Source organism: Haloleucobacter ellipsoideus (assembly GCF_052491725.1).
This window is the reverse complement of record NZ_JBQWAR010000018.1, coordinates 532,628-551,751: the sequence shown is the minus strand read 5'-3', so window position 1 is coordinate 551,751 and position 19,124 is coordinate 532,628. Positions and strand designations below refer to the sequence as shown.

12 protein-coding genes are annotated in these 19,124 nt (G+C 64.4%); 4 read left to right on the top strand and 8 right to left on the bottom strand.

Features of this window, described 5'->3' with window-relative positions; translation table 11 throughout:
* Positions 1–104: 104 nt before the first annotated feature.
* A complete protein-coding gene (locus ACT6QG_RS09815) occupies positions 105–2,492 on the top strand; it encodes a FliO/MopB family protein (protein ID WP_444977363.1) in 2,388 nt (795 codons plus the stop codon).
* A 128-nt stretch (positions 2,493–2,620) separates the two neighbouring features.
* Here the strand turns inward: ACT6QG_RS09815 and dksA are convergent, their stop codons facing one another.
* Complete coding sequence (gene dksA / locus ACT6QG_RS09810; RefSeq protein WP_444977362.1) at positions 2,621–3,037, bottom strand: RNA polymerase-binding protein DksA; 417 nt, start codon at positions 3,035–3,037, stop codon at positions 2,621–2,623.
* A 293-nt stretch (positions 3,038–3,330) separates the two neighbouring features.
* On the opposite strand from dksA, the gene ACT6QG_RS09805 reads away from it, so the two are divergent.
* A complete protein-coding gene (locus ACT6QG_RS09805) occupies positions 3,331–4,173 on the top strand; it encodes an AAA family ATPase (protein WP_444977361.1) in 843 nt (280 codons plus the stop codon).
* Between the two features lie 88 nt (positions 4,174–4,261).
* Here ACT6QG_RS09805 and ACT6QG_RS09800 read toward each other — a convergent pair whose 3' ends face one another.
* Positions 4,262–5,101: a MipA/OmpV family protein gene (locus ACT6QG_RS09800; protein ID WP_444977360.1), complete on the bottom strand. Its 840-nt coding sequence runs from the start codon at positions 5,099–5,101 to the stop codon at positions 4,262–4,264.
* A 489-nt stretch (positions 5,102–5,590) separates the two neighbouring features.
* On the opposite strand from ACT6QG_RS09800, the gene ACT6QG_RS09795 reads away from it, so the two are divergent.
* The gene (locus ACT6QG_RS09795; protein ID WP_444977445.1) at positions 5,591–6,082 is read left to right on the top strand and encodes an HU family DNA-binding protein; all 492 of its coding nucleotides are present in this window, start codon (positions 5,591–5,593) and stop codon (positions 6,080–6,082) included.
* 75 nt (positions 6,083–6,157) lie between these two features.
* On the opposite strand, the gene ACT6QG_RS09790 is transcribed toward ACT6QG_RS09795, so the two are convergent.
* The 3 genes from ACT6QG_RS09790 to ACT6QG_RS09780 form a co-directional block, all read right to left on the bottom strand.
* Positions 6,158–9,277 carry an efflux RND transporter permease subunit gene (locus tag ACT6QG_RS09790; RefSeq protein WP_444977359.1) on the bottom strand — a complete coding sequence of 1,040 codons (3,120 nt, stop codon included), beginning with the start codon at positions 9,275–9,277 and terminating at the stop codon, positions 6,158–6,160.
* Between the two features lie 3 nt (positions 9,278–9,280).
* On the bottom strand, positions 9,281–10,435 hold the full coding sequence (locus tag ACT6QG_RS09785) for an efflux RND transporter periplasmic adaptor subunit (protein ID WP_444977358.1): 1,155 nt from the start codon (positions 10,433–10,435) through the stop codon (positions 9,281–9,283).
* 216 nt (positions 10,436–10,651) lie between these two features.
* Positions 10,652–11,830: an aminotransferase gene (locus ACT6QG_RS09780; RefSeq protein ID WP_444977357.1), complete on the bottom strand. Its 1,179-nt coding sequence runs from the start codon at positions 11,828–11,830 to the stop codon at positions 10,652–10,654.
* A 204-nt stretch (positions 11,831–12,034) separates the two neighbouring features.
* Here ACT6QG_RS09780 and ACT6QG_RS09775 point away from each other — a divergent pair, with 204 nt between their 5' ends.
* The gene (locus tag ACT6QG_RS09775; RefSeq protein WP_444977356.1) at positions 12,035–12,172 is read left to right on the top strand and encodes a hypothetical protein; all 138 of its coding nucleotides are present in this window, start codon (positions 12,035–12,037) and stop codon (positions 12,170–12,172) included.
* A 128-nt stretch (positions 12,173–12,300) separates the two neighbouring features.
* On the opposite strand, the gene ACT6QG_RS09770 is transcribed toward ACT6QG_RS09775, so the two are convergent.
* From ACT6QG_RS09770 to ACT6QG_RS09760, 3 genes are read right to left on the bottom strand one after another with little or no spacing between them, the layout of a single operon-like run.
* Positions 12,301–12,585 carry a hypothetical protein gene (locus ACT6QG_RS09770; protein WP_444977355.1) on the bottom strand — a complete coding sequence of 95 codons (285 nt, stop codon included), beginning with the start codon at positions 12,583–12,585 and terminating at the stop codon, positions 12,301–12,303.
* Between the two features lie 53 nt (positions 12,586–12,638).
* A complete protein-coding gene (locus tag ACT6QG_RS09765) occupies positions 12,639–16,916 on the bottom strand; it encodes a translocation/assembly module TamB domain-containing protein (RefSeq protein WP_444977354.1) in 4,278 nt (1,425 codons plus the stop codon).
* A 13-nt stretch (positions 16,917–16,929) separates the two neighbouring features.
* Entirely contained in the window at positions 16,930–18,897 is a 1,968-nt protein-coding gene (locus tag ACT6QG_RS09760) for an autotransporter assembly complex protein TamA (RefSeq protein ID WP_444977353.1), read from the bottom strand.
* Positions 18,898–19,124: the final 227 nt, after the last annotated feature.

Sequence of the window (19,124 nt, the reverse complement as noted above, 5' to 3'; positions counted from 1 at the left end):
AACAAAACCTTAGGTGATGGCGTTTAAGGTAAAGCCGCAAGTCATGGGAGCAGGAGTGGCCCTGTGCGTGGCAAAGTGTGTGCAGATTGCGCGACGGAGGCGTGATGTTACAGCAGTTTTTTGGAACGGAGCCGGACTTCTGGGTTCGGCTTGCGGTTTCCCTGGTCGTCATCATCGCGCTGCTTGGGCTTACGGCGTTTATCATTCGCCGCATGGGCCGCAAGAGTTCCGTGCCCGCCATGCCCCGCCCGCGGACAGGGCGCGCGCGTCTTTCCGTCGTGGATGCCGTGCCTGTGGATCAGGACCGCAGACTGGTTCTGGTGCGCCGCGATGACACGGAGCATCTGCTGCTCACCGGCGGAGTTTCCGATGTCGTGGTAGAATTAAACATTCCCGTGCGGGGCGAAAGCCCGGCCACGGTGCAGGAGGCTCTCACCCCGCATGCCGCCGAACAGGTGGGCCTGCGCCGGGAGCCCTCTCCCGCCGTTGCCCCTCCTCCGGAGCAGCCCTCCCTGCCCGGCCGCGCCGAGAAGGCACTGGAGCCCCCGCCCCTCTCCCTCACGGCAGATGATATCCGGCCAGAGAATCGTACCGCACCGGAACCGCCGGCCCGCCACCGGGCCGGTTCGCGCACCGACGATTCCCTGATTCCCCCCATTCAGCACACACGCCCCAATCCCTATGCGGCAGCCCCGGTCATCGCGCCCGTTGCGGCGGCAGCAGAGCGGCTGACGTCCGAAGATGTGCGCCCGCGCATGCTCTCCACTGCCGAGTTCCCCGCCGAGCCACCCGCGCAGGACCGGCAGGATGAAGGGGAAGAGCTGCCCCCGGCCACACATGCCGATGCACAGAGCAGTGCAAACAGGAACGAGCCCGACCACCGGCCGGACCTTCTGATTTCCGAAGATGACCTGCTTGATTCTGGCGAACTGATCGAAACCGGCCCTGACGACGAGACGGACAAGGCCGAAGACAGCAAGGCCAGCAAGGCAAGGCCGGAAGAGGATGAGGCGGCCCGGGCGGCAGAAGCTGCAAAGCGGGAAGCCCAGGCCCTTGAGGACATGCTTGCCGCCGAGCTTGAGGCCGAGCGGGAGGCTGAAGAAGCTGCCCGTCGAGAGGCCGAGGCGCTTGCCGCCATCGAGGCGGAGCGTATTGCGAACGAGGAACGCGCGGAAGCAGAGCGTCTGGCACTGGAGGCGGCAGAACGGGAGGCGGCAGAACGCGCGGCGGCGGAAGCCGCTGAGCTTGAAGCTCTGGAGCGTGCCGAAGCTGAACGTGCCGAGGCCGAGCGTGCGGAAGCAGAGCGCGCCGCCATTGAGGCTGCGGAGCGTGAAGCGGCAGAACTGGCGCGCGCTGAAGAAGAGCGCCGCGCTCTCGAAGAAGCCCGTCTGGAAGCAGAGGCCCGGGCGGAAGAGGAGCGTCTGGCCCGCGAGGCGGCCGAACGCGAGGAAGCCGAACGTCTGGCGCTGGAAGCGGCCGAGCGGGAGGCCGCAGAACGCGCGGCGGCGGAAGCCGCTGAGCTTGAGGCCCGGGAGCGTGCCGAGGCCGAGCGGACTGAGGCGGAACGTGCCGAGGCCGAACGTCTCGCCATGGAAGCCGTGATGGAAGCGGCCCGCAAGGAAGCCGAGGAACGCGCGGAAGCGGAGCGGCTGGCCCGCGAGGCTGCCGCGCGTGAAGAGGCGGAACGCCGGGAGGCGGAACGGCTGGCGGCGCTGGAGCGGGAGGAGGCCGAACGGCTGGCCGCTCTGGATGCCGCCCAGGCGCAGGATCTGGATGAGCGGATCGCCGCCGAAATGGCGCAGGCGCTTCAGGATCTTGAGTTCGAGCAGTCAACACTGGCCCAGCCGGCCCCGGACACCGCGCCCCCCTCCCCCCACGCGGAAGGCGATCAGGACCCGCAGACCGACCACAGCCAGCACATCACCCTTTCCGATTTGCTCGATGACCTTGAGAACACCACCCCGCGGACGATGGATGCCCAGCCGCCGGTGCAGGAAGCGCCCGCAGTGGAGCTTGATGCCCCCATCCGCCCCATGGCGGAGGAACCGCGCACCAGCCGTTTTGGCAGCGTGTTCGGCCGCGGCGGCAGCAGCTATGGCCGCCCGCGCATTGAGGCGGCCCCGCGTCCGCCGGCGTCGGTCCAGCACCCGCCCATGCGGCCGGATCCCTATGCCCGGCCCCGGCCACTGGCTGGCGGCGCCATGCGCGAGCCTTCCGTGCCCATGCTGGGCGCGGCCCGCCCCGAGCTGGGTGCGCCCGAAGCAGGACGCGAACTGCCCCCTGCCGCCCCGCGCCTGCGCCCACCCGCACCCATGACATCGCGCCGGCCGGAACTGCTGCCCCCCACCCCTGCGGAAGAGCGTGTGGTTCCGGAACGCGTGGCACCGCCCGTGGTGAAGCCCGTGAAACACGACCCCGCGACCGATTTCCTTGAGGATTTCGAGAGCGAGATCGCCAATCTTCTCGGCCGCACACCGGACAGCAAGCCATAAGCCCCGGGCGAAGAGGCGTGGCCCAAAGGGGATACCCCCAAGGGCCTGTCTCCCGCCTTCAGGGTTTGCAGAAAAAAGGCTGGCATCATGTGTGATGCCAGCCTTTTTCATATCTTGCGGCAGACGGGTCAGTCGTCCCGATACACCTTCTCACGCCGTTCATGGCGCTCCTGCGCCTCGATGGAGAGGGTCGCGATCGGGCGAGCCTCAAGGCGCTTGAGGGAGATGGGGTCACCCGTCTCCTCGCAATAGCCATAGCTTCCATCATCAATGCGCAGCAGGGCAGCATCAATTTTCGCAATCAGCTTGCGCTGGCGATCACGCGCCCGCAGCTCGATCGAGCGATCCGTTTCAGAAGAGGCACGATCTGCCAGATCGGGATGATTCTGGTTCTCGTCCTGAAGGTTCTGAAGGGTATCACGCGCTTCCCGCAGGATGTCGTCCTTCCAGCGCAACAGCTTCTTGCGGAAATATGCCCGCTGCCTGTCGTTCATGAAAGGCTCGTCCTCGGTGGGCCGATAATCCTCTTCGAGATGGATAGACATCAGCCTGTCCCTCATAAGCTGTGGTTCCCTGCGGCACGGCGCCTTTCAGGCAAACGCACCGGCAACGAACTCAAGCGCACTCCCCTGCCTTACAGACGCGACATGCATATCTTTCGGCATGGATAACGCTCCAAGGTCGCCGCGCTTATATCGGTGAGGTGGCCCGTGGACAACCCGATTAAATTTACAATGGTTGGGCGTGCAAATTGATCCTCCGCAAAACGGGGGGCTTGACGCACACCCCGACTGTGCCAACCCTGCACCCGGCCAGACAGAAACTGAGGAAACAGCCGATGCGCTTTGAGGGGACCAGGGATTACGTTGCCACCGAGGATCTGAAAGTGGCCGTGAATGCCGCCATCGTTCTCGAACGCCCCCTGCTGATCAAGGGAGAGCCCGGCACAGGCAAGACCGTACTGGCGCAGGAAGTGGCGCGGGCGCTGGATGCGCCGCTGATTGAGTGGCATGTCAAATCCACCACCCGCGCCCAGCAGGGGCTTTATGAATATGACGCCGTGGCCCGCCTGCGCGACAGCCAGCTCGGCGACCCCAAGGTGCATGACATTGCCAACTATATCCGCCGCGGCAAGCTCTGGACGGCCTTCGCCGCCGAACAGCGTCCGGTGCTGCTGATCGATGAGGTGGACAAGGCCGATATCGAATTCCCGAACGACCTGCTTCAGGAACTCGACCGCATGGAGTTCCATGTCTATGAAACCGGCGAGCAGGTGAAGGCGCGCCAGCGCCCTGTGGTCATCATCACCTCCAACAATGAGAAGGAGCTGCCGGATGCCTTCCTGCGCCGGTGCTTCTTCCATTACATCCGCTTTCCCGATGCGCAGACCATGCGGGAGATCGTGGAGGTGCATTTTCCGGGCATCAAGCAGCGGCTGGTGAGTGAGGCCCTGCGCGTGTTTTATGAGCTGCGCGAGGTGCCCGGCCTGAAGAAGAAGCCCTCCACCTCCGAGCTGATCGACTGGCTGAAGCTGTTGCTGGCCGAGGATGTGGATGCCGAAACCCTGCGTCAGCAGGATGCCCGCAAGGCCATTCCGCCGCTGCATGGTGCACTGCTGAAGAATGAGCAGGATGTGCATCTGTTCGAACGGCTTGCCTTCCTGGCGCGGCGCGAGCGCTGAGGCGGCGACCGGGACCGCCCTTGCAGACAAGCAAAAAGCCGCCCCGGTTTCCCGCGGGCGGCTTTTTTCAGACCGGAAAACCTTCAGCTCACCACAGGCCGGGGCCCATATTGAAGGTGTAGCTCAGGGAAACGCCGGCGGTGAACTGGTTCTTGTCCTCCACCAGAGGCGAATCGGCGGCATCGCTCAGCAGATAGCCATAGGAACCGAAGATGCCGGCCTCAAAGCCGTTATTGAAGGTGTAGTTGAGCTGCGCTGTCGCCCCCACCTTGTCGAAGCCGCTGCTGGCCTTGTAGGTCGGCAACGGGTTCAGGAGCAGGGTGGAGAGGAAGGACTGCTCGGCCGTGACGCCATAATAGGTATCCATATAGCCCGAGCTGGCATAGGACAGGCGCGGACCAACCGCGAAGCGCCAGGGGCCTTCACGGAAGATGGCATCGGCACGCAGGTCGCCACGCAGGCCGTCAAACCCGCCCATGCCATAGCGCAGTTCGGCGCGCAGGCGCAGCCAGTCCATCGGGTAGAATTCGGCGAAGCCACCGGCCTCGATCGAGAAGTCGACATCACCCATGCCGCGCAGACGGTCAGAATCACTCTCGCTGCGGCCCCAGTCCAGCCGGCCGACGATACCGGCGCGGAAAGCGCGGCTGTTCCACAGGGCGATGGAGGGGTTGTCGTCCACGCTGTGGAAGACATTGCGTTCGCTGGCGCGGGCGATGGACAGGATAAGGCCGGGGCGCACCTTGTAGCTGTCCGAACCGGGATAGCTGGGCTCCATGATGCCGCGGGCGCCGATGGTGATGTACCAGTCTTCCGGCGTTGCCGCCTTCTCGCCAAAGGCGAAATCAGCGGCCTGCGCGGCAGTTCCCAGCCCGAGGGAGAAGCCCATTGCCAGAAGGGCCATCCGGCCACAGCGATATGCAGACATGCCGAACCTCGATTTCCCGTCGTGCCACAGCCTGACCGGCCATGCGCCGCGCTTTTTGCCATCGCCCACACCCGGACACCGGGCCGGGCGACATATCCCGTATGCTTCCCCAACTAGAGCACAATTCCAGTCATGTGGTGACACAAATGACACATTCACCGACCATTTCATGCTCACGGCCTATTCCGGCAGCCCTGACATGTGCCGGCGCTGCCGAACGGGAAAGACAGTGTTCCACCCCACTGACAAGCAGCCGGGCGCCCCATTTACCCGACTTTGCACCCGGATTCATGAACAGGGGCTTTATGCATCTTGGTTCAGGCCAGTTGCGCGGGCGCATCTTTTCTGATGCCGTCGATTTTCATGATAAGTTTTTACTGTTCGCCATGATTATGCGCTAAAGAACCCCATAAACAGGCGAGAGTTACCTAGGGGCGCAAGTTGCTGCCGCCTGCCAGTCTGAACCGCTGCGCTTGAAAGGACTGTATGATGACGGAGACACCCACCCAGGCTTCCGGTCATGAGAACCTGGCGGACGAGAGCTTCATCTCGGCTGAAGACCTGCGCAATTATATGCACCAGCAGGAAGCCGCCCGACTCAATAAAGAACTGTCGGCCATGGATCTGGCAGAGCGGACGCGGGCTGAGCTCATCAAGAAGCTCTCCGAGCCGCTCGAACTCACTCCGGAACGCTTGCACGAGATTCAGCAGAACCTCATCCACAAGATCCGTCTGGCCGCCGAGCGGGGGGAGACGGAAATCATGATCATGCGCTTCCCCAATGCCCTGTGCACGGACAAGGGGCGCGCCCTGAACAACGGGGATGAGAACTGGCCAGATTCCCTCACCGGGCGCCCCCGTCAGGCCTATGAGCTGTGGCGCGACCATCTGCGCCAGGCCCATTACAAGTTCAAGGCGCAGATCGTGGACTGGCCGAATGGCCTGCCGGGTGATGTCGGCCTGTTCATCAGCTGGGCCTGATGCCCACCCCTCCGGGGTCATAGGAGAATCAAAGCCGGCGGTGCAGCAGATGCCCGCCGGCTTTTTTGTGCCGGCCTATTCGGCCGGGTTCTTCTGCGGTGTGGCCTGATTTTCCGAATGGGCCAGAATCGCCCGGTTCACCGCCCGGTCGAACCGGTCCAGATAGAGATAGACCACCGGGGTGATGTAGAGCGTCAGCAGTTGCGAGACGAGCAGGCCGCCCACCACCGCCACCCCCAGCGGCTGGCGCAGCTCCGAGCCCGCCCCGGCCCCCAGAGCGATGGGCAGCACACCGAAAATGGCGGCAAAGGTGGTCATCATGATCGGGCGGAAACGCATCAGGGCGGCGGTACGGATGGCGGTGACCGCATCCTCCCCCCGCCGCCGCAGCACCAGCGCCACGTCGATCATCATGATCGCGTTCTTTTTCACAATGCCCACCAGCATCACAATGCCAATGATGGCGATGACGGACAGTTCCATGTCCAGCGCCATCAGTGTCAGCAGCGCCCCGATGCCTGCGGAAGGCAGGCCGGAAAGAATGGTGATGGGGTGGATGAAGCTCTCATACAGGATGCCCAGCACAATATAGATCACCACCACCGCCGCCAGAATGAGGATGGGCTGGCTGGACAGTGAATCCTGGAAGGCCTGCGCCGTCCCCTGGAAGCTGGAGGTGACATGGGCGGGCAGGCCCGCCTCCTGCTCCACCGCGCCAATCGCCTCCACCGCCTGCCCCAGCGCCACGCCCGGCGCCAGATTGAAGGAGATGGTGACAGCCGGCTGCTGCTGCTGGTGGGAAACCGAGAGCGGCCCCACGGTGCGGCGGATATTGGCCACCGTTTCCAGCGGCACGACAGACCCCTCCGCCGTGCGCAGATACACCCGGCCCAGATCCGCCGCATCCCGCTGGAAGCGCGGCTGCGCCTCCACAATGATGGCGTGCTGGTTGGTAGAGGTGAACAGGGTCGCCACCTGCCGGGTTCCGAACTGGCTGTAGAGCGCATCGCGCAGCATCTGTTCGCTCACGCCCAGCGCGGCGGCCTTGTCCTTGTCCAGATCAATGGTGAGCTGGGGATTGCTGATTTCCAGATCCGAGGTCACATCCCGCAATCCGGGCAGATGCGAGAGACGCTCCTCCATTTCGGCGGCGATCCGGTAGAGCTCCACCTCATCCGCACTTTGCAAGGTGTACTGGAACTGGCTGCGCGAGGAGACGCCGCCGATACGGATATTCTGCACCGGCTGGAAAAACACCTGAACGCCGGGAATATCGGCAACACGCTTGCGCAGATCCTGCACCACCATGTCGGCAGAAAGGTCGCGCTCGGCAAAGGGCTTCAGCGCAATGAACAGGCGCCCGGTATTCGAGCCCCGGCTGGCCGCCGAACTGCCCGCCGTGGAGACCAGATAGGCCACGTTGGGATCGGCCTGCACGGCTTCAGCCACCATCTTCTGCCGCTCGGCCAGCGCATCGAAGGAGGAGTCATTGGCCACCACCACCGTGCCGGAGATGAAGCCCGTATCCTCCTGCGGGAAGAAGCCCTTGGGAATGATCACATAGAGATAGACCGAAAGGGCGATGCTCCCCAGCGTCACCACCAGCATGAAAGGCCGGTGACGCAGCACCAGATCCAGACTCACCCGATAGGCCGCCAGCCATGAATCGAAGATCCGCTCCATCATGCGGGAGAAGCGGCCCGGCGGCTTTTCCTGCGTATGCCCCTTCATCACCCGCGCGCACAGCATGGGCGTGAGGGAGAGCGAGACGAAGCCGGACACCAGAATGGCCACGGAAATGGTCACCGCGAATTCGCGGAACACCCGCCCCACCACGCCATCCATGAACAGCACGGGAATGAACACCGCCACCAGAGACAGCGTCATCGAGACAATGGTGAAGCCGATCTCCCGCGCGCCCCGCAGCGCCGCCGCAAAGGGCTTCTCCCCGTTCTCGATATGGCGGTGGATATTCTCCAGCACCACGATCGCGTCATCCACAACGAAGCCGACACACAGGGTCAGTGCCAGCAGCGTCATGTTGTTGATCGAATAGCCGAACAGCCACATGGCCGCGAAGGTGGCGATGATCGAGAGCGGCAGGGAGAGCGCCGGAATGAGGGTTGCCCGCACATTGCGCAGAAACAGGAAGATGACGAGCACCACCAGAACGATGGCCTCGAACAGCGTGCGCTGCACATCGCTCACCGCCTCGCGGATGGAGGTGGAGCGGTCATTCAGCACATTCACATCCACCGAGGCGGGAAGCTGGGCGCGGAAGGACGGCAGGCGGGCGCGCACCTCATCCACCACGGCCACGGTATTGGCATCCGGCTGGCGGACAACCGCGACGATGACCGCGCGCGTATCGCCAAACCAGCTCGCCACCCGCTCATTTTCCACGCCATCGGAAATCTCCGCGATTTCATCAAGACGCACCGGAGCGCCATTGCGCCAGGCCACGACGATGCGGCGGAAATTGTCCGCGCTCGCCTGTGCCGTGCCCATATCTATGGTGAAGGACTGGCGCGGGCCGGAAAGAATGCCGATGGGGGTATTGGAGGCAGCAGCCGAAACGGCCTTCTGAATATCATCGGGCGAAATGTTGCGCGTGGCTGCCGCCGCCGGGTCCACACGAATGCGCACGGCATATTTCTGGCTGCCATAAATCTGCACCTGCGCCACGCCGGGCAGTTGCGAAACCTGCTGGCCAATCACCGTATCGGCATATTCATTCACGCTGGAAAGCGGCAGCGTATCGGAAGAGACCACAAGGAACAGCACCGGCGCATCAGCCGGATTCACCTTGCGGAAACTGGGCGGGGTGGTCATCTCGTCCGGCAACTGGCGCTGGGCCAGAGAGAGGGCGGACTGCACATCCAGCGCCGCCTCATCAATATTGCGGTTGAGATCGAACTGCACCGTAACCGATGTGCTGCCCTGAGAACTCACCGAGGTAAGCGAGGTGATGCCGGAAATGGTTGCAAGCTGGCGCTCGATAGGGGTCGCCACCGCGGTCGCCATGGTCTGCGGGTTGGCACCGGGAAGCGAGGCGGTGACGGTAATGGTGGGCATATCCACCCGTGGAAGGGCAGCCACCGGCAACTGGCGATAGGCAAACAGGCCCACCACGATCAGCGCCAGCATCATCAGCGTGGTCATCACCGGGCGGCGGATGCACAGATCGGTAAACATGGCTCAGCCTCCCGCTGCCGCAGGCACCGTGTTCTTCACGCTCACCGCGCTGCCATCACGCAGGGAGAGATGGCCATCGGTCACCACCACCTCCCCGCTCCTGAGCCCCTCCCCGATCACGCTCAACCCATCCACCGTGCGGTTCACCGTCACCGGGCGCATGGTGGCCATGCCATCCTTCACCACAAACACGAAGGTGCCATTCTGCCCCACCCGCACGGCCTCGCCCGGCACGGTGACGGCGCCCGGCTCGGTGCGCAGGGTCACGGTGACGGCGCCCAGCGTGCCGGGCCACAGATGTTCATCCTTGTTGCCGAACACGGCGCGGACAGGAATGGTTCCGGTCTGCGGGTCCACCAGATTGTCGATCACGGCGACACGCCCGCCATCCACCCGGTCTCCCGAGCCCTGAAGCGTGATGGCGACATGGGCATCCTGTGCCTCGCGCAATGCGTTCAGATAGCGTTCCGGCAGGCCGAAAGTGACATAGATGGGCCGCAGCTGGCGCACGGTCGCCAGTGTTTCATCCTCCCGGATCACCGCCCCGGCCCGCGCGGCGGCCACACCGATGCGCCCGCTCACCGGCGCATGAATGTCATAATGGGTGCGCTGCACCTTCAGGGCCTCGAGGCTGGCCTCGTTCTGGGCCACCACGGCGCGCTGCACATCCACGGTGGTCCGTGAATCCTCCACCTGCACCTGCGAGACCGCCTGACGGGTGGCAAGCCCCGTATAGCGCACGACATCACGCTCCGCCTTTTCAAGCTGCGCCCTGTCCCGCGAGAGGGTCGCCTCGGCCTGACGGATCTGAGCATCAATCTCGCGCGCATCAAGCTGGAAGAGCAGTTCACCCTGCTTCACCTCCGCGCCATCCTCAAAGGCAACGCGGGTAATGGTGCCGGCAACGCGGGAGCGGATGGGCACGGTGACCATGGATTCAACCATGCCGAGCGCTTCCACCCGCACCGGCATGTCCCGGCTGGCGGCGGGCTCGGCGAGAATGGCCACGGCACGCGGCGTCGCCTTGATCTCAGCACCCTGGCCGGCGCCATCCCATGGCCGGTTCTGCCAGAGCCATCCCGCCCCGCCCAGAATGGCAAGACCGATGATGACGGCCAGAACACGCCGCCCTCTGCCCTGTGATGCTGTTTCGCCCATTACGACCCCAAAGATCCACACTTCTGTATGGCCACCCGCGCGATTGCTCCGGCCCGCAAGCCGAAGAAACCCGACAACACGCATCTGGATGGCCACAGGAACAGCCCTTCCCCACGCCGCTGAAGGCATGGCCGCAGGGCCTGACATATGAGACGGATGCAACGCCAATTTGCGTCGCAGGTCCAATTAATGTTTGGTCAGGTTGCCCGGAACCGGCTACCTCATGCCTTCCCCCGCCCGCGCGAGACGCTCCAGAGCCAGATCCAGCGTGGCGTCGGATTTTGCAAAGCACAGACGCACCACGCTGCGCACCGGCTGCTGCGCATAGAAGGCGGAAACCGGAATGGCCGCAACGCCATGGCGCAGCACCAGCTCCTTGCAGAAGGCCTCATCATCCGGCGCGGCAAAGCGCGAGGACAGGTCGATATTCAGGAAATAGCTGCCGGCAGAAGGCAGCACGGTGAAGCCCAGCCCCTCCAGCCCGTCGCCCAGCCTGTCTCGCGCGCGCTGGAGCTGGGCGCGCATATCCTCAAACCAGGCATCCTCCTTGCCCAGCCCATAGGCCACCGCGCTTTGCAGGCAGGGCGGCGTGGTGAAGGTGAGGAACTGATGGGCGCGCGAAAGCACCTTCATGAGAGGCGGGGCGGCGAACATCATGCCCACCTTCCAGCCTGTCATGCCAAAAATCTTGCCGGCGGAGGAAATCTTCACCGTGCGCTCCCGCATCCCCTCCAGCGCCATGAGGGGCTCGAACCTGCGCCCGTCAAAAACGATATGCTCCCACACATCATCACATACCGCATAGGCATCGAACCGCTGGCAGTATCCGGCCACCAGCTCCAGTTCCGCGCGGGAATGGACGACACCGGTGGGATTTTGCGGGTTGTTCAGCAGCACCAGCTTCGTGCGGTCCGAGAAGACCGCCGCCAGCTTTTCCGGGGTGATGTGCCAGTGTGGCGGCTCCAGCCGCACCAGCCGGGGCACGCCGCCGGCCCTCTGCACCAGTGGCAGATAGGCATCATAAAGCGGCTGGAACAGCACCACCTCATCCCCCGGCTCGATCAGGGCCAGAAGCGCCACGGCCAGCGCCTCGGTGGCACCGGATGTGACCATGATCTCCGTTTCCGGGTCCAGCACCAGCCCCTGCCAGTGGCGGTAATGAATGGCCGCCGCCTGCCGCAGTTCCGGCATGCCGAGCATGGAGGGATACTGGTTCCAGCCCGCCACCACCGCTTCCGCCGCCTTGCGCCGCACATCTTCGGGCCCCGGGTCCTCCGGAAAGCCCTGCCCCAGATTGACCGCCTGATGCACACGGGCAAGCTGGGACATGGTTTCGAAAACCGTTGTCGGCAAGGCGGAATAGACGCTGTTGAGCGAACGGGCGGGAGAGGTCACGATGGCACCATCGGCTTGATGCGGCAGGAAGGTGGTGGAAAACGTCCGCAGACCCGGCAGGACAGGGTCTGCGCGCCTCTTTTAAATCCAGAATGCCCGTGCGGGAACGGGCAGACTTGCAAGACAGCGCTCCAGCTTCTCAGCTTCGACATGGCGGCGCAAGACGCAGGCCACATCGCGCATTGCCATATCAGGTGAGAAATTATGGTGGGGCCGCAGCATCTGCACCTCGCGCGGCATGGCGAGCAGGATCTGTGCGAAAGCGATGGCATCCCGCAGGCTCAACCGGCGGTGGACGCAGATGAGGGCGCCCTGCACCGTGCCATAGGCCTGATGGCGTGAAGGCAGGCCGCACTGTTCGGCGACCTCGGCAAGAACCGCATCGAAATCCCCCGATGCGGTTTGTATTCCATGGGAAATGGCATTCCACTCTCCCGCGCCGCCAGATCCGCGATGCGCGGACAGGCGGATCAGCCGGCCTCCGGCCCCGCCAGTGGCCGAAGCGCGGCCAGCAGGTCTGCCTCCTGCACCTGCGCCATCGGCATCAGTACCTTGGCGGCCTGGGTGCGCTGGCCCGGGCGCATCACCAGCACCACGGTTTCCGCCCCGCCACAGGCCGGATCCCCGCAGGAAATTTCGGAGATGGAGACGGTCGCCTCCTCTTCCAGAGCCAGTGCCTTACGCACCATGTCTCCCAGAATGCGCGCGGCATCCCGGTTGCCATCCCCGCCTCGCCGTTTCATGAAGAAACGCATGCTGCGCTCTTGCCTTTCCTGATCCGGTTGCGCCGGGCCTCACGCCCGGCGCATCAATATTCCCACTGGGCGCCAATGCCCACGGTCGTATTGCCGTCCGCACCTGTCGCGCCCTGAAGGCGAATGTTCTTGGTCACGTCCACATCCACCGTCACCTTGCTGGAGGCCGGTGTCGTGCCCTGGCGCACGCCCATATAGATGCGGTCATTGATGCGCTTCCCCATGCCGATCTGCCCGCCCTTGCCGGTGGAGTCGGTGCCGACTTCCAGGCTGTCCACGCCGAGCGAGCGGCGCATCTGGTCCATCACACCGCCGCCGCCACTGGAGAACTGCGCCATGGCCTGCGCCAGTTCCAGCGCCTGGCTGGTGGTGAGCGAGCTGGAGGAGCGGCCGAACAGCAGGCGGGAGACCACCTCATCCTGCGGCAGGGTTGGGGTGGAGCCGAATGTGATCTGCGGGTCAGAGGCATAGCCCGCCACCATCACCCGGGCGGTGATGTCATTGGCCGAGGTTTCCGCCACGAAGTCCAGTTCCGGATCGGTGGAGCCGGTGAAGGTGATCTTGCCGCGGGTGAAGTTCAGCCGCCGGCCGACAACGGCAAGCTGGCCGCGCCGCATCTCGAACCCGCCCTCCGTTACCGGAGCCGTGCTGGTGCCCCCCACCTTGATGGTGCCGCCGAGTTCCGCCTCCATGCCCATGCCGCGCACGAAGATGTTGTTCGGTGCGGAAACGACCACGTCCAGCGCCATGCCCTTGCTGGGTGCGGTGGCGGGGCCGCTCTCCTTTGGCGGGGCAAGGCGGGCGGCATTACGGCCGCGACGGTCATTCTTGTCGCGCACATTGATGGCCTGCACACCACCGGGAATACGCTCGGCAATGTTCACGTCCATCGCCTTGATCTCGATGCGGCCGACGATTTTCGGATCATTGGTGAACTGGCCATCCACCGCCACCGAACCCTGGGTGACCAGCCGGATCAGCTCGCTGTTCACAATGCCCGCATTGTGCATGAACAGCTCGACGCGGCCGGGAAAATTGGCCTGCGGGTCCAGCCCCACATTGCCGCGCGCGGTAATGGTGCCGCCATTTGGCGTGCGGGCGCTGAAGGAGGTGACCGTGACGGTGCGCTCCGTGCCCGTGATGACACCCTCGATCTGGTTGAGCGTCACGCCCATTTCAGAAGAGAGAAAGCGGCCATTGCTGATGCGCACCGTGCCGCCCGCACGCGGGGCCTGCGCCGTGCCGCGCAAGGTTGCATCAATGGCCGCCCGGCCGGAAAGCTGACTGCCGGTTGCCGCAAGGGTGGCATTGGCGATGGCCAGATCCAGCCCGCCGCGAATGGCAAGGTCCAGGTCTCCGGCTCCCATGGGAGCGGAGCCGGAAATCACCAGATCGGAAACATAGCGCCCGCCAATGGTGGTGCGGGTATTCACCCGCCCATTGCCCAGCGAGCCCTCGCTGCGAATGCTGAAGGGGCCGGCGCCGGCGCTGGCGATCTCACGATTGCTGAGGCCGTTGATCTGAAGATTGTAGGTGCCGTCCGGCTTGTCGGCCGCGCCACGGATACGGGCATTGCCGCTGAGCGTTCCGGCAAGGCCAAGGCCCTGCACGGCCAGCTCCGCGGTTGCCAGCGGAAGGGCGCGGATATCCACGGCAAGATCCAGCGCGCTGCCGGCCTTGCCGGAGACGCTGACATTGCCGCTGCCGCTGGCGATGGTGAGCTTGTCGATCTCCACCTCGCCACCGCGAATGGTGATATTGGCCGGTGCGGTGGTGGCGATGGCCGTGCGCCCGCGCGCCGCACGCAACCGCTCCAGCCGCAGGCGTGATGTATCGCCCGAATGGTTGAGCTGGGCCGCGCCAGTCACATCCATGCCGTCCACCACGGCATCGATCTGCAAGGCCGTGCCCTGCCCCTGCCCGCGCGCCACAATCTTGGCCCGGGGGATATGCACGCCGGCATTCACATTGTTCAGGTCAATATTGCCGTTCATCACCGGCTGGCCGGTAGGGTCCGTGATGCTGGCGTCGATCCGTGCGGAGCCGATGCTCTGCCCGGCAGCGCGCACCCCATCAGCCGAAGCCTTCACCGAAACGCTCTGCACGCCATTGGCATTACCCAGATCCACATCGGCATTCAGCTTGCCGGCCATTTCGGTCAGCGCCAGCGCGGAAAGGTCCGCCAGATTGCCGGCGGCAACCGCAAGCTTGCCTGCAAACAGGCCATCCTCACCACGCGCCACATCCCCCTTGGCCGAAACCGAACCGATAGCCAGATCCAGCCCCTCCAGCCGCGCCGCGCCATTCTCGCCCATGGCGAAGGCGCCGCCGCCCTGGGCCGGCTTTTCGGCAATGCGGCCATCCAGACGGAAATCTCCCGAAGGCAGGCCGGTGAGGTTGCGGGCATTGAGGTCCAGTCCCAGCCCCTCGATCTTCTGCCCCATGGCGGTGCCCTGCGGCACGGCCACGCGCGCGGCCACGCCCAGATCATTCAGCGAGCCGGAAAAGGCCGCATCCGCATCCAGCTTGCCGGAAAGGCGCGGGTCCACCCGCTTCAGATCATCCAGCGAGACCGTGGTCTTCAGGTCCGCCAGCGTGGAGGACATGGTGCCGTTGGCAGCCAGCGTCAGGCCAGTCGCCTCCAGCGCCAGATTGCGGACGGCGAAATCCTCCGGCCCATTGCGCTCCAGGGCGCCGCTGATGCGGCTGGTGGCGCCGAAAATGGAATCCACGGCGGCGATGCCGGTCTTCACGGCATCGGTCGAACCATCCAGCCGGATGTCGAGCTCCTCATAGCCCTTTGCCCCCTTCACCTCGGCCTTCAGCTGCGCCGTGCCGGAAAGAGGTTGGCCTGCCAGCGGGCCGAAAGCGGCCAGATCCAGCCGCTCAAGCGTGAGCACACCGGAGGCGGCCTGCGCGCTGGCCGTGCCATTGAAATGCGCATCCAGCGCCGCAAGATTCGCGACAAAGCCGGTGAGAGCGGGCTCACCCGCCTCGGGAACAGTGGCATTGAGGGAGAAAGTGGCGGTCTCGCCCAGCGCGCTCCTCACCTTGCGGTCATCTGCGGTGAGGCCCTGCGCATCGCCTTCCACACTCACCAGAAGCGCATTCTGCGCCGCATAGGGCATGGTCTTGGCATCGATCTTGAGAGTGCCCACCCCATAGCCGGCGCCCCCCAGCTTCACCGCCTCAAGGCGTGATGAAGTGGCCGGAGAAGCCAGCTTGCCCTTGAGCACGCCTTCCAGCTTCACGCTCTCCCACTTCACGCCCGGTGCAAGCCCGGCAAAACGGGAAGCATCACCCAGCACGGCGCTATAGGCGAGATCCGAGCGGTTGCCCTCCAGATCCACAAGCCCGCGCGCGGCAGCGCCAAAGCCGGCCGCACGGGCCGTGAAGCTTTCCACATCCACAAGCCCGCCATCCTGCACCAGCGCGGTACCGGAAATTTCCGTGCGCCCGTCCAGCAGCGGAGCGATATCGTCGGGCAGCAGCCGCGCCACATCGGCATCAAGACCCAGATTGATGCGATGGCCTTCCGGCACCGCGCGCACACCGGCTGCACCGCTCATCTGCGCGATGTCCCCGGCGGTCAGGCGCAGATGGCCATCCCACGCATCGATGGGGCCATTGCCCTCGATACTGGCATTCAGCTCCGGCAATCCGTCCATGCCGGCAAGGCGGGCCACAAGGCCCCCTGCCGGCTCATTGGCGGTGATGTTCACATCCAGATTGCGGGTTTCCGGCAGATATTCCACCTTCGCCGCAATCCGTCCCGGCGCATCCTTGCGGTCCAGGGCCAGATTGGCGGAAAGGCCGGGGCCACGGGCCATCAGATCGGCCGAGCCGGTGAGCGACAGCTCGGCGGCATGGCCAAGAACCGGTTCGCCAATGGAAATATCCGCAATATCCAGACGACCCAGACGCACCGGCATCATGAAGCTGCCGCCACTGCTGGCGGGCGCTGCCTCCGGTTCGGAAGGCGGAAGCTCCGGCAGGCGCTCCAGCGCCACGCGCCCGGCAGTGATGGCATCCACATTCAGCACACCCCCCAGCAGGGAGAGCGGGCTCCAGCTCAGGCGCAGATCATCCACCTGCGCCACGGGGCCGTGCGGGTCAGCCACAGAGATGCGGCCAATGCGCATGTCCCACGGCACGCCACCGCTGATATCGGCGATCTCGACCTCAAGCCCGGAGACGGAGGACAGGGAAGACGCCACGCGCGCCAGCACGGACTTTCCCGGCCCGGTCTGGAGCACGCCGAACAGAACCAGCACCAGCACCACAACCGCTGCCAGAGCAAAACCAATCCACCTGAGAAGGCGCAGAAACATGATACCCACCCCCTCAGAAGGCTTGTCCGAGACTGACATAGATGCCGTAGGAGCCATCATTCGGCCCCGGATTGAGCGGCACGGCGAAATCGAAGCGCAGCGGGCCGATTCCGGTGTAGTAACGCAGGCCAAGACCCGCGGCATATTTCAGGTTGTTGAAGTCCGGGAACTCGTTGGAGAAGGCCGCGCCCATATCGAAGAAGGGCACGATGCCGATCGTGTCGGTGATCTTGATGCGCGCCTCCGCGGAAGCCTCGAAATAGCTCAGGCCGCCGATGATCTGGCCAAAGGCGTTGCGCGGGCTGGCAGACTGGTAGTCATAGCCGCGCAGGGAGCCGCCGCCGCCCACATAGAAACGCCGGTTGGCCGGCACATCATCCAGTGATGCGCCCATCATGCTGCCCGCCGAAACGCGGCCGGCCAGCACATAGCGCTTGTCTTCATCCAGTGCGTGATAGGCCGAAACTGTGCCCTTGGCCATGACAGGCCCTGCCCCGCCATCGCCCAGATAGGCGAAAGGCTCCACCGTCGCATTCACGCGGAAGCCGCGGGTGGGGTCGAGCTGGGAGTCGGTATTGTCGAAATTGGCATCGATCGGGATGCCGACGATGAAATAATCGCCCTTGCCATTGGCATCCTCGATCGAGGAATCCTCGAAATCGACGCCGATCTGCATGGAGAACTGATCGCTGAAGCGGCGACGCACACCGGCGGTGACGGTCACACCTTCCCGCACATAGGCGTTGGTCACCTCGCGCATCAGGGCCGCGGCGGCGATGAGATCATCGCGCGCGGTGATGATGCCGGGCTTGGTGAAGGTTGCCGAGACCTTGTAGCCGAAGGGGTCAGCATTGGGCACCGCTTCCGGGGTCTGGCCGAACCATGAGACAGCGCCATCCAGCCGCAGTGTTTCACCACCACCGAAAAGGTTGCGGTGGCCCCAGAACACATTGGCGGAGGAACCGTCCGTATTGGAATATTCCGCCGAAAAGCCCACATAGCGCGGCTTGCGCGGGCTCACCTCGATGACGACGGGCAGGCCGCCATTGGCATCCAGATGGTCACCCTCGCGGATACGGATGCCGCCAATGGCCTCGATCTTGGAAAGGCGGGTGCGCAGATCCGCCAGCCGCTTGGGCGAGAAGGTCTCGCCCGGCTGGATCTCGATCCGGTCCTCGATGAAGCCGGGGGTCAGGAAGTCCGCCCCCTCCACCGTGAACCTGCCGAATTTCGCGCGCTGGCCCGGATCGACAAAAAAGGTGACATCGATCCGCTTGTCGGCGTGATCGGCCACCACATCCTTGTTGGTGACGCGGGCGAAGGGGTAGCCCATGTCCCGCCAGTGGCCGGCCAGCCGCGATTCCGCCGAGACGATGGAGCTTGCAAGCGCCGGCTCATCCGTCTGCAGCGCCAGCGCCTTCTGGGTCGGCGCATCGGCCAGGGGCCGTCCGGTTGCGGCATTGAGAATGCGCACGGAGCCGAAATGGAATTGCGGGCCGGGATGAATGACGATCTTCACCGGCACCGGGCCGCGCGAACGGGCGGCCTGGACGATATCGAAGATATTGGGCGAATCCGGCTGGTTGCCGGAAATGGTCATGTCGATGGTGCCGCCATAATAGCCTTCGGCATACAGGGCCGCGACCAGCCTGTCCCGATCCACCACCGCCCGGCGCACGAGTCCGGCCGCGCCGGCCGGCGGGTTCTTCTCCAGCGCCTTCAGGTTCGAGGCATCGATGACGGCATTGCGCAGCGAGCGGCTGCCATCGACCACCTCGATCTCGACCTTGTAGGGCACGGCATCCGGAGAGGCTGTTGACTGCTCCTTCTCCCGGTTGGGATTGAAGAAGTTGGCGACGGAATCAAAAAATCCCCCCTCTTCATCCGCCCGAGCGGGCGTGGACGCGAGCACGAGGGCAGCGGAAGCCACCAGCACGGGCGTCAGAAAGGAGCTGTGAAAGGATTTCGCCGCGTTCGCCATATCAACTCGGTTATCGGGAAAACATCAGGCGGAATAAAGATTTCCGCCAACCAGACATCACCGGGAACCCGGCAATCGGCCTGACGCTATGCGGTGTCCGTAAATTCTACCTTTCACCTTTTCGCCCGAACCCTCCGCCAAGGGGCAAAATTATGGTTAACAATATGCCATTTTTTGATGGCGATGGCGAGAATCCCCACCGGGCATTCAGGCTTTCAATCAACCCG

Coding starts and splice junctions, on each gene's coding strand:
- ACT6QG_RS09815 (WP_444977363.1), top strand. CDS start 105: ATGTTACAGCAGTTTTTTGGAACGGAGCCGGACTTCTGGGTTCGGCTT.
- dksA (WP_444977362.1), bottom strand. CDS start 3,037: ATGTCTATCCATCTCGAAGAGGATTATCGGCCCACCGAGGACGAGCCT.
- ACT6QG_RS09805 (WP_444977361.1), top strand. CDS start 3,331: ATGCGCTTTGAGGGGACCAGGGATTACGTTGCCACCGAGGATCTGAAA.
- ACT6QG_RS09800 (WP_444977360.1), bottom strand. CDS start 5,101: ATGTCTGCATATCGCTGTGGCCGGATGGCCCTTCTGGCAATGGGCTTC.
- ACT6QG_RS09795 (WP_444977445.1), top strand. CDS start 5,591: ATGACGGAGACACCCACCCAGGCTTCCGGTCATGAGAACCTGGCGGAC.
- ACT6QG_RS09790 (WP_444977359.1), bottom strand. CDS start 9,277: ATGTTTACCGATCTGTGCATCCGCCGCCCGGTGATGACCACGCTGATG.
- ACT6QG_RS09785 (WP_444977358.1), bottom strand. CDS start 10,435: ATGGGCGAAACAGCATCACAGGGCAGAGGGCGGCGTGTTCTGGCCGTC.
- ACT6QG_RS09775 (WP_444977356.1), top strand. CDS start 12,035: ATGGTGGGGCCGCAGCATCTGCACCTCGCGCGGCATGGCGAGCAGGAT.
- ACT6QG_RS09770 (WP_444977355.1), bottom strand. CDS start 12,585: ATGCGTTTCTTCATGAAACGGCGAGGCGGGGATGGCAACCGGGATGCC.
- ACT6QG_RS09765 (WP_444977354.1), bottom strand. CDS start 16,916: ATGTTTCTGCGCCTTCTCAGGTGGATTGGTTTTGCTCTGGCAGCGGTT.
- ACT6QG_RS09760 (WP_444977353.1), bottom strand. CDS start 18,897: ATGGCGAACGCGGCGAAATCCTTTCACAGCTCCTTTCTGACGCCCGTG.